Raw genomic sequence first — 10,487 nt, forward strand, 5'->3', positions numbered from 1 at the left:
AGCAATTTATCGCGAAAGAATGCTGTCGCAAGCAGCTTAGTAACGGGATTTCTGTATGAGGGTGTTTTCAAACTGCACTTTTTTTGACAACTCCATTCCTCTGCACTCCTAACAAATCCTAACATTGTCGCACCCTTCGCGGGTGCGTGGATTGAAATACCGGGATAAATTCAGTAAAGCGAAGAGTTACGGTGTCGCACCCTTCGCGGGTGCGTGGATTGAAATTACGAAACCAAGATCAAGGGCTTATCAAGTGGGTAGTCGCACCCTTCGCGGGTGCGTGGATTGAAATTGCTGGTACAAACGTTATGTACGCCGGTGGAAAAGTCGCACCCTTCGCGGGTGCGTGGATTGAAATTGGAAGGAAGCAGCTGAGAACCAACAGCAGAACAGTCGCACCCTTCGCGGGTGCGTGGATTGAAATCTTTGCAAGCTTATTGATACTACGAATTTTTCGTGTCGCACCCTTCGCGGGTGCGTGGATTGAAATAAAAGAAAATAGACGAGAAGTTATCCAAAAACGGTCGCACCCTTCGCGGGTGCGTGGATTGAAATATTTAAATAGAATGAGCATCACGATAATGATGTAGTCGCACCCTTCGCGGGTGCGTGGATTGAAATGCTCATTGGCTCTCACCCTCCAGTAGCTGCCCTGGTCGCACCCTTCGCGGGTGCGTGGATTGAAATTCCCCGGTCCAGTCGCTGGATACCTTGATCCCAAATGTCGAACCCTTCGCGGGTGCGTGGATTGAAATATATCGATCTGTTCCGCGAACCTCGGCCACAAGGGAGTCGCACCCTTCGCGGGTGCGTGGATTGAAATCGATACTAGGCCTTGCCGCGACGATCATTACATCGTCGCACCCTTCGCGGGTGCGTGGATTGAAATAGGTGGTATTTGTCCTGCCGAACGGCCTAGACCCGTCGCACCCTTCGCGGGTGCGTGGATTGAAATTTGCGCAACGAGACGACGGCCGAAACGCTTGAGTGTCGCACCCTTCGCGGGTGCGTGGATTGAAATCAGTGCTAATCTGCGAAATCTTATTCGCCAACACCGTCGCACCCTTCGCGGGTGCGTGGATTGAAATATTGCTGCCTCGATCTCAGCTTTATACCTTTCGGCGTCGCACCCTTCGCGGGTGCGTGGATTGAAATGAAGATATTACGATGGAAAACTACGATCCGCATGTCGCACCCTTCGCGGGTGCGTGGATTGAAATTGATCGGCCTTTGGTATCTGCTATTGAGATTATGTCGCACCCTTCGCGGGTGCGTGGATTGAAATATGAAGGCGTACTGCTGGATCTCCATGTATTCAGTCGCACCCTTCGCGGGTGCGTGGATTGAAATGGTACACAATGGGAGGACCTAGAAAAGGACGTTAGTCGCACCCTTCGCGGGTGCGTGGATTGAAATAATATAGCAGCGGGGAGAAACACAAAGTTCCTGCGTCGCACCCTATGCGGGTGCGTGGGTTGAAATATGTCCTTTCAGCAGCCTCCAGCCTGCCATGCTTCCGCGTTGCACCCTTCGTGGGTGCTTGGTTTTGGCTCCGCAGTTCATTACAGCGATCGGTCGATTTTGATGACTTATACTCTTCATATAGAAAGGGTTACGTGCGTAGGGTCGGTTCGGGAAGCCGCATGTGAGTATAATTACTCCATGCGGTTTTTCAATATATATGACGATTGAGGAAAAGGTCAGAGGTGCTTCTCAAGGCTTCCCCTTACAGGGCATATTGTAACTTCCATCAAAATATAGTGAAAGCAGAAGGCTTGACTTATACGAGGGAGCTACAGCCGGGGTTCCGGCTGTGCACGGTCGCACAGCTCTGACTAGTCCCTAAAAGGATGTGTTGAGGTGCCCTTGCCCCGCCTTGTGTGCCCCAACTAAGTTCTACGGCCAGCCCCAGACTTCCGGGTCACTCTCTTTGGACCCATAAGGTGCCCAGCCTAGCCCTTTGGGCCTTGTACTGTCTTTCCGGGCGCATTAGCCCGTCTCAAGATTCCGCAACCTTGTCTCGACCGATCAGCCCCGTAAGGGACAACGCTTTACCGCTCGCTAAAACCCCGCAGGCCCCGCCACCTGCCATTTCAAACCCAAGGGGGATCTCACATGAAGCCAGCTGCGCACAGTCGATCTCCTGAGCAAGGAGCCGTCCCAAACCCAGCACCGCGGAGGCGCACCCTGTTTTGGCGCCTGTTCGCCAACTATTTTCTGCTCATCCTCATCCCGGTCATTGCCGCCAGCGTCCTTGCACAGGTGCTGGTCGTGCGAATCATCGAGCAGGATGCGGAGCGCCTGAACGACATCGTGATGAGCCGGTTCGCCGAGCAGACGGACGCTTCGCTCCAGGCGCTAAAGACGAACATGATCCAGATCCTGAGCACCTCTAGGCTGCGAAGCGTGCTGATGGGCGCAGCCGACTCGCCGGGAGGCAAGCTGCAGCCGGAGCTGCTTCATTCGCTGCGGGAGCAGCTGCAGCAGCTGGAGTCGGATGAGCTCGTCGAGCGGGCGTATTACATTTTCGTGCACGAGGACCTGATCATCGATGCGGAGACGTATACGAACAAAGCCTACTATTTTACCACGCGTTATCCGATGGAGCCCCGAAGCCGCAAACAGCTGGAGGCCGAATTGATCGGCAAAAAAATGATGAATTTCACCGACTCCGGCAGCTCCCTGACGGCGGTGATGAGCTATCCCTTCAATACAAACGCCCCCGATGTGTATCTCCTGGTCGATCTGAGGACGAACAAGCTCCAGGAGCAGATTCATATTCCGGAAAGTTGGGTCCGCGGAACGGCGATCATAGACGATCGGGGCCGTTTGATCTCCGAGAACGGTTTAAGCGAGCGGGACCGGCAGACGCTGCAGCAGCGGATCCATGCCGAAGGCGTATCCCCGCAATTTACGATTTCGGACAAGACCGGACTCTCGCTTATGAAATCGGCATTCGACGAGCAATGGCATTATATCAGCATGATCGAGCTGGGCACATTGATGAAGCCGGTATACGTCACCCGTTTCATAAGCTGGGCGTTCCTCGCATTTTTTCTGGTCGTCGGGGGATGGGTGTCATATTACTTGAGCCGGCGTTTATACCGGCCGATTGCGGAAATCCGGAATGGACTGAAGTCGCACCGCCGTACCGGGGAAAGCCCTGCGAATGAAGGAAATGAATTTGACGTCATTAAACGCTATTCCCAGTCCATCATGACCGAGAACCGGGAGCTGTCCCACATGGTCCACGGGATGCTGCCGATCGTGCAGGAGCAGTTCGTGACCAAGCTGCTGCTCGGTCAATACCGCGACGCCCTGTCCATTGAATACTACGCCAAGGAGATTGAGTTTACGTACAACCCCGTAGCGGCCAGAACGGTGCTGACCATTGCGCTTCACGACAATCTAGATGTGCCGGAGCATCCGACGGAAACGGGCAAAACCTTTCTGCTGGCCGAGATGAAGGACAAGATCCGTAAGCTGGCTCCGGGCCGGATATGGCTGTGCCAGACCAAGCCGAATCTGCTGGCCTGCATCGTGCAGCATGACAAGGCGATGAGTGATGGCCCCGAGCATATAGCGGAGATGGCGAAACTTATTTTGCTGCAATACGGCGACTATTTTAAGGCCACCATCGGCATTGGCAAAACCGTTCAAACGATGGAGGAACTTCACCTTTCCTACGAGCATGCCGTCATCGTGCTCCAGTATCGGGGGCTCAACTCCACCGTTGAAATCTGCGGGAGTCAGCCCGTCCGCGATTTGCAGGGAGGCGATTCCTTCCTGTCCGTGCAGGAGGTCAACCGGATTCTGAACCAGTGCAAAACCAGGGAATACGACAAGCTGCTCCGGTCCGTGTTGGATCTGCTGGAGGAAGGGCAGCGCAGAGATGCGGCCGCCGAGCAGATGAAGTATCTGCTGGCGGATGTGCTGAACACGTGGATCCGGGCAGCCGAATCCGAGCATAACGAGCTGAACGTTCCGTATTACTCCCGGTTATTTGAACGCATGAACCGCTGCATGACATGGGGTGAGCTCAGGGCGTGCTTCGAGGAGATTCACGCGTTCCTCTTTCGGCGGCCGGCACCCGGCACGCGCGCTCAGCAGATCGCCGGCATTGTGGCGTACATTCACGAGCATTACGACCAAGAGCTGTCGATCGAGGCTTTTGCCGGCATGATGAACATGTCGATCGGCCACTTCAGCCGCACCTTCAAGGAAGAGGTCGGAGAGAAATATGTGGAGTATATCGCGAAGTATCGGCTGATGAAAGCGAAGCAGCTGCTGCTCGAAACGGATCTGAAGCTGGACGAGATTGCGGAGAGGGTCGGATATTGGGGCCGAAACTCGCTGATCCGGGCCTTCCGCAAATATGAGGGCATTACGCCGGCGAAATACCGGACGCTGCACCAATAGCGTTACAAAGAGAGAGACTGATTTTTTTCGAAAAGTCTCTTTTTTTGCATGGACGAAGCCGCAAACCCTTGCTCCACAAGGGCTGAAAACCGGGCGCCCGCAGGAAAAGATGCGCGCTTTACGCCCTAAGCTTAGGCTCGTATAGTGGGGACAACAGCCGGAGGTGTCGGCTACAGAAACGCCAAACAAGGAGGTGGTGGGGATTGGCGCAGCTATCGCGTATCGGATATGTGCTGAAAAAGCACAAAGCATTGTACCTGCTGATGCTGCCGGGCATTCTGTATTACCTGATTTTTAAATACGCGCCGATGTACGGCATCATCATCGCCTTCCAGGATTACTCGATCGGCCGGGGGATATGGGGCAGCAAGTTTGTCGGCCTGAAGCATTTCATTGAGTTCTTCTACGTGACGCCTGATGCGTGGAAGCTGATCCGCAACACGATCATGCTGAACGTGTACGATCTGCTGTTTCACTTTCCGGCGCCCATCATTCTGGCCGTGCTGTTCCATGAGCTGAAGAGCAAATGGTTCAAGCGATTCGTGCAAAACATCAGCTATATGCCGCATTTTCTGTCCACCGTCGTCATTGCCGGTATTCTGGTCACCTTCCTGTCGCCGACGACCGGGGTGATCAACCACCTGCTGGTGAAGCTGTTCGGGATCGAGCCGATTATGTTTCTCGGCATGCCGGAATGGTTCCGGACGGTATATGTGGGCTCGGAAATATGGCAGAAGGTTGGCTGGGGCACGATCCTGTATCTGGCCGCCATTGCCGGCATCGATCCGATGCTGTATGAAGCGGCGAAGATGGATGGCGCGAACCGGTGGCAGCAAATTCGGCATATCACCTTTGTCGGCATGGTGCCGGTCATGATCATTTTGTTCGTGCTGACCCTCGGCAATTTCATGGAAGCCAGCTTCGAGAAAATATTGCTGATCTACAACACGATGAACTACGAAACGTCCGACGTTATCAACACCTTCGTTTACAGGCGGGGCATTCTCGACGCCGACTTCAGCTTCGCCACCGCGGTGGGCCTGTTCCAATCGGCGATCGGATTCATTCTGGTCGTGGCGGTGAACCGCATCGTGCGCAAATATTCGGAGACCAGCTTGTGGTAAAGGAGATGCGCCATGAAACAAAAGGTGAGCCTCGGCTCGAGGCTGTTTGACTTCTTCAACATCACATTCATGATCGTGCTCATCATCGTGATGGCTTATCCCATGGTATACGTATTCTCGGCATCGATCAGCAATAATGCCCTCGTCGCCAGCGGAGCGGTGCTGCTATGGCCGAAAAAGATAACGTTGATCGCATATGAACAGCTCATCTATAATCCGGATTTGTGGGTCAGCTATTGGAATACGATCCGGTATACGGCGCTGCATACGGTGCTGACCCTCATCGCGACGTCCGCGATGGCTTATCCGCTGGCGAAGCGCTGGCTGCCGGGACGGAGGGTGATCCTGCTGATGGCCGCCTTCACCCTCCTCTTCAGCGGGGGGATGATTCCGACCTTCCTGATCGTCCAGAGGCTTGGATTGCTCGATACGATCTGGGCCATCGTCCTCCCGTCGCTGATCAGCACCTGGTATTTGTTCATCATGCGGACGTTCTTCGAGGGACTGCCGGAAGAGCTGGAGGACGCAGCAGCCATCGATGGGTGCGGCTCCATGCAGATTTTAGTGCGGATCGTGCTGCCGCTGTCGCTTCCCGTGATGGTGACAATCGGCCTTTTTACCGCCGTGAATCAATGGAATTCGTTCTTCAGCGCTTTGATCTATTTGAACGACCGGGAGATGTATCCGCTGCAGATCATGCTGCGCAACATTTTGATTGCCGGCACGAATGTGCAGGGCGAAGGGGATCTGACCCACCTCGAAACGCTGAAGTACGCGATGATTATCATCGCGACGCTGCCGATACTATGCGTCTACCCGTTCATTCAGAAATATTTCGTCCAAGGGACGATGATCGGCGGAATCAAGGGGTAACGGTAGCGATGGATGCTGGCTCATCCGTTTCTATAAGGCATGCTGTATTTTTAAGAAAAGGGAGGTTGTGTGCATGACGCGGAAGGGTTTCAGAAAGGCGCTCCTATTAATGCTGCTGTGCGCCCTGCTCGTCACCGGCTGCGGCGGCGGAGGCGGGAAGGATGACGGGACGCTGAGTCCGGACAATCCCGTTACCTTCTCATGGCTCGTGTATGACCGGGTGGAGGGGAAGGTCAGGGACGACTGGGAGATTTTTAAAGAAATCGAGGCAAAGACGGGGGTCAAGGTGGAATTTCAGGTAGTCAGCCAGGAAGGGCTCGAAGAGAAGCGGCAGATCATGATCGCCACGAACACCGCTACCGATTTCATCCAGGTGCCTACGCAGGACGGCAGAGAGCATGGACCGGAGAAGGTATTCCTCAACCTCCAGGATTATCTCGACAAGGCGCCGAATCTGAAGGCGTTCTACGAGAAGTACCCGGAAGCCAAAGCGCTGGCAACCGGCACGGATGGCGGGCTGTACACCGTCCCTGTGCTGGAAGGCGATGCGGAGGGAAAGGGCTTTAACTTCATCTGGTATGCGCGCAAGGATATTCTGGATCAGCACGGCATTAAGCCGCCGACGACCGTGGATGAGTTCTACCAATTCCTCAAAACGCTGAAGGAAAAATATCCGGACTCCTATCCGCTCATTTCCAACTCGATCGTCGGCGATACCGGTCTCTTCACGACCTTCGGCCGCATATTCACCGGCATTCACGGCTTCTACAGCCTGGATCCGACGACGGATCAGTATGCCTTCGCGCCGTATCATGACAATTACAAGGCGATGCTGGAGTATTTGAATAAGCTGTACACGGAGAAGCTGCTTGATCCGGAATTTTCGCTGCTGACGCAGGCGCAGTGGGAAGAGCGGATTCTGACGGGCAAATCGCTCGTCACGTATTTCTGGAAGGCGGATCTGGAATCGCTCGTCGCGAAGGCGCGGGATGCCGGGATTCCGGAATACGACTTGGACGCGATCCCGTCGTTTGCGGCTGACGGCATCAAGAACTATCAGTTCTCCCGTCCTGTCGTCGGCACCGTCGGCCGGGCGATCTCGGCCAAAGTGAAGGATAAGGAGCGGGCCGTGCAGTTCCTCGACTATTTGGTCAGCCAGGAGGGAACGAATTATCTCTCGCTCGGCATCGAAGGCAAAACATATACGATGGAGGACGGCAAGCCGGTCTACAACAAAGATTTTGGCGCCTCCCCGTTCAATACGCTGCGGAAGGACTGGGGCGTCTGGTATGATCTCATCACCTTGAACAACGCGCTGTCACGCGAGGCTTGGGAGCGCGGTCTAAGCGAGAAGAGCAAGGACATCAACGCGCGCTATGCCGAGTATATCATCCCGGCGCCGAAGCAGATCGTCAAGACGGAGGAAGAGCTGGAGCTGGAGAAGTCGAAGCTGAACAATCTGAACAAATTCCTGGAGCAGAAGGTGACGGAATTCGTGACCGGCAAAACGCCGATTAACGACGAGACGTATCAGCAATTTATCGATCAGGCCAAGAAGCTGGGCGCCGACGAGCTTCTGGCCATGTACAATACGGCCTATACGCGCACCTATGGCGGCAAGTAAGGGAAGCAGATAGGGAGGAGAGGAGGAATCCGAACGTGGAGACGAAAGTGGAGACCTATAAGATCATTGACGTCGATGTTCATAACGAGCAGGATGACCGCGCCCTGCTCCCTTATCTCGAGGAGCCATGGCGCTCCCGGGTAGCGGCTTCCGGCATCGGCTATGCAGGCTCCGGGTACTATTCGCCGATCGGCGTGATGAAGAAGGATTCGATTCCCCCTGGCGGAGGGAAAGCCGGGTCTGATCCGGATTTCATGATCAAGCAGCTTATCGAAGGCTACGATGTGGAGTATGCCGTGCTGACCGGCGTCGTCTATAACATTTCATCCACGCATGATCCGGACTACGCGGCAGCCATTTGCTCGGCCTATAACGATTATCTGATCAACGAATGGCTCGGCAAACATAAAGCGTTTAAGGGTGCGATGGTCGTGGCGACCCAGGATCCGCTGCTTGCCGCCCGCGAGATTGACCGGGTCGGCGGGCATCCGGACATCGTCGAGGTGATGATCTCCAGCGCGGCGCGTTCCCCGCTCGGACAGCGCCACTATCATCCGATCTATGAAGCAGCCGAGCGGAACGGGCTCCCGGTGGCGATCCATCCGGGAGCCGAGGGCGGCGGCAGCTCAACGGCTCCAACCGCGGCCGGCTATCCGGCCCGGTACATTGAATGGCATACCTGCCTCTCCCAGATGTTCATGGCACATCTGGTGAGCATGGTATGCGAGGGCATCTTCGTGAAATTTCCGAAGCTGAAGGTCGTGCTCGTGGAGGGCGGAGTGGCCTGGCTTCCGGCATTGATGTGGCGCCTGGACAAAAACTACAAGGCGCTCCGCTCCACCGTACCTTGGCTGAAGAAGATGCCGAGTCAGTATATCCGGGAGCACTGCTACCTGTCGACCCAGCCGATCGAGGAGCCGGACCATCCGCAGCATCTGATCGATCTGTTTAATATGATCGATGCCGAGAACATCCTGCTCTACTCCAGCGACTACCCGCATTGGGACTTCGATTCGCCCCATCACATTTTGCGGGGGCTGAAGCCGGAGGCGAGACGGAAGATTTTCTACGAAAACGCGAAGCAGCTGTACCGGCTGGATTAATCGGGAGAGGACGCTGGCTGCTCTATCCTTTGCGAGTAAAGGAGGGTGCTTATGACAGTGCACTACGTACTGACGGAAGATGCGATCCCGGAGGGCGGCCGCGCCGTCGTCGAAATTGACGGCCGCGAGATCGGCATCTACCGCGTGAACGGCGAATATCATGCCATCCTGAACTACTGCCCGCATCAGGGAGCCCCGATCTGCGCCGGCCCTGTCTCCGGAACGACGCTTCCTTCGGAAGTGTACAGCTACGAGTACGGCCGGGAGGGAGAGGTCGTTCGGTGCCCCTGGCACGGGTGGGAGTTCGACCTGCGGACCGGCGAGTCGCTGTTCAGCGAACGGATCAGGGTGAAGAAGTATAAGGTGGAGGTGCATGAAGGGAAGATCGGGATCGTCATGCGGGAGGTAGAAGAAGTAGGACAGCAGTAGAAGTAGAAGAGAAGTAGAACAATAGTAGAAGAAGTAGAACAGAAGTAGAAGTAAAGCAGGAAAAAATAGAATGAGAGAACGAAAGTTATAAAGACAAGATAAAGCAGCGCTTCGGGATGACTCCGGAATGATCGGGAGTCGTCCCTTTTTAGTATAAAGTTATGAAATCATGTATCATGTAGGGAGGGGACAAGCCCCGCCTTACAAGATTGCATAAAGGAATGAGCAACGTGAACAAAAACAAGCGAGGAATTGGAATTGCTGCCGTAGCTATTATTTTGATCGGCCTGGGCATCCTTTTTGCTTATGATTATTTCAATCCAGAAAAGAATTGGACGATGCCGGAGCCCAATATTGACGTTCAAACGAAAACGATTGACGGCATGACCATTGTGTTACGAAACGCTGCCTACCGTGATGATGAAGTTACGATTGGGTTCGAACTCCAAGGCGGCGGACCAGAGGAAAACGATCTGGGCTATAGATTCTACAGCAATGGGCAGCTGCTCGCAGATACAGAAAGCGGAGAGCAGCATAAATTGGGGGAGAATCATTATTACTTAACGGCTAAAGCCCGAGGCGTGCAGGGCCAACCCGAGCCGTTACAACTGAGGGTCCATATCTTGGCGAAATCCAATATAGAAGCTCAGGATATTTTATTTAACTTTGATTTAGCATTGCCGAGCGGCTCTTAAGGAGTGTACAGAGAGACCTCGCTCGGTGAATCACTTCTTGCTGCGTGTAGCGCGGAACTCAATGTTACTCAACCCAATAGTGGATTTTGAAAAAGAAAAAAGGCATCCCCAAAGATGGGATGCCTTCAGATTGTCGAGAAACCCTGTCCTTTTAAAGGATCAGGGTTTCTCTGTATTTCCAAAGTAACTAAGTTAAGAAAAATATGAGGGGGCTACCCCC

The 10,487-nt window shown here is 54.3% G+C and carries 7 protein-coding genes and 1 CRISPR repeat array; all 7 genes read left to right on the forward strand.

The window, feature by feature from the left end; all coding sequences use genetic code 11:
* Nucleotides 1-126: 126 nt before the first annotated feature.
* Nucleotides 127-1,482: a CRISPR direct-repeat array (repeat unit 32 nt; unit sequence GTCGCACCCTTCGCGGGTGCGTGGATTGAAAT).
* 633 nt (nt 1,483-2,115) lie between these two features.
* The gene (locus J2Z18_RS30095) at nt 2,116-4,419 is read left to right on the forward strand and encodes a helix-turn-helix domain-containing protein (RefSeq protein WP_210095777.1); all 2,304 of its coding nucleotides are present in this window, start codon (nt 2,116-2,118) and stop codon (nt 4,417-4,419) included.
* Between the two features lie 203 nt (nt 4,420-4,622).
* Complete coding sequence (locus J2Z18_RS30100) at nt 4,623-5,543, forward strand: ABC transporter permease (protein WP_210095778.1); 921 nt, start codon at nt 4,623-4,625, stop codon at nt 5,541-5,543.
* A 12-nt stretch (nt 5,544-5,555) separates the two neighbouring features.
* Nucleotides 5,556-6,416, forward strand: a complete 861-nt coding sequence (locus tag J2Z18_RS30105; RefSeq protein ID WP_007131601.1) for a carbohydrate ABC transporter permease — start codon at nt 5,556-5,558, stop codon at nt 6,414-6,416.
* A gap of 73 nt (nt 6,417-6,489) precedes the next feature.
* Nucleotides 6,490-8,040 carry an extracellular solute-binding protein gene (locus J2Z18_RS30110; protein WP_210095779.1) on the forward strand — a complete coding sequence of 517 codons (1,551 nt, stop codon included), beginning with the start codon at nt 6,490-6,492 and terminating at the stop codon, nt 8,038-8,040.
* A gap of 47 nt (nt 8,041-8,087) precedes the next feature.
* Complete coding sequence (locus tag J2Z18_RS30115) at nt 8,088-9,143, forward strand: amidohydrolase family protein (RefSeq protein WP_034272725.1); 1,056 nt, start codon at nt 8,088-8,090, stop codon at nt 9,141-9,143.
* 51 nt (nt 9,144-9,194) lie between these two features.
* Nucleotides 9,195-9,572 carry a Rieske (2Fe-2S) protein gene (locus tag J2Z18_RS30120; RefSeq protein WP_028404478.1) on the forward strand — a complete coding sequence of 126 codons (378 nt, stop codon included), beginning with the start codon at nt 9,195-9,197 and terminating at the stop codon, nt 9,570-9,572.
* A 230-nt stretch (nt 9,573-9,802) separates the two neighbouring features.
* Nucleotides 9,803-10,267 (forward strand): hypothetical protein, encoded by a 465-nt coding sequence (locus J2Z18_RS30125; RefSeq protein WP_157462163.1) that lies wholly within the window; start codon nt 9,803-9,805, stop codon nt 10,265-10,267.
* Nucleotides 10,268-10,487 lie beyond the last annotated feature (220 nt).

Origin of the sequence: Paenibacillus lactis (assembly GCF_017873605.1) — a bacterium.
GTDB lineage: Bacteria > Bacillota > Bacilli > Paenibacillales > Paenibacillaceae > Paenibacillus_AQ > Paenibacillus_AQ lactis.

Coding starts and splice junctions, on each gene's coding strand:
- J2Z18_RS30095 (WP_210095777.1), top strand. CDS start 2,116: ATGAAGCCAGCTGCGCACAGTCGATCTCCTGAGCAAGGAGCCGTCCCA.
- J2Z18_RS30105 (WP_007131601.1), top strand. CDS start 5,556: ATGAAACAAAAGGTGAGCCTCGGCTCGAGGCTGTTTGACTTCTTCAAC.
- J2Z18_RS30110 (WP_210095779.1), top strand. CDS start 6,490: ATGACGCGGAAGGGTTTCAGAAAGGCGCTCCTATTAATGCTGCTGTGC.
- J2Z18_RS30120 (WP_028404478.1), top strand. CDS start 9,195: ATGACAGTGCACTACGTACTGACGGAAGATGCGATCCCGGAGGGCGGC.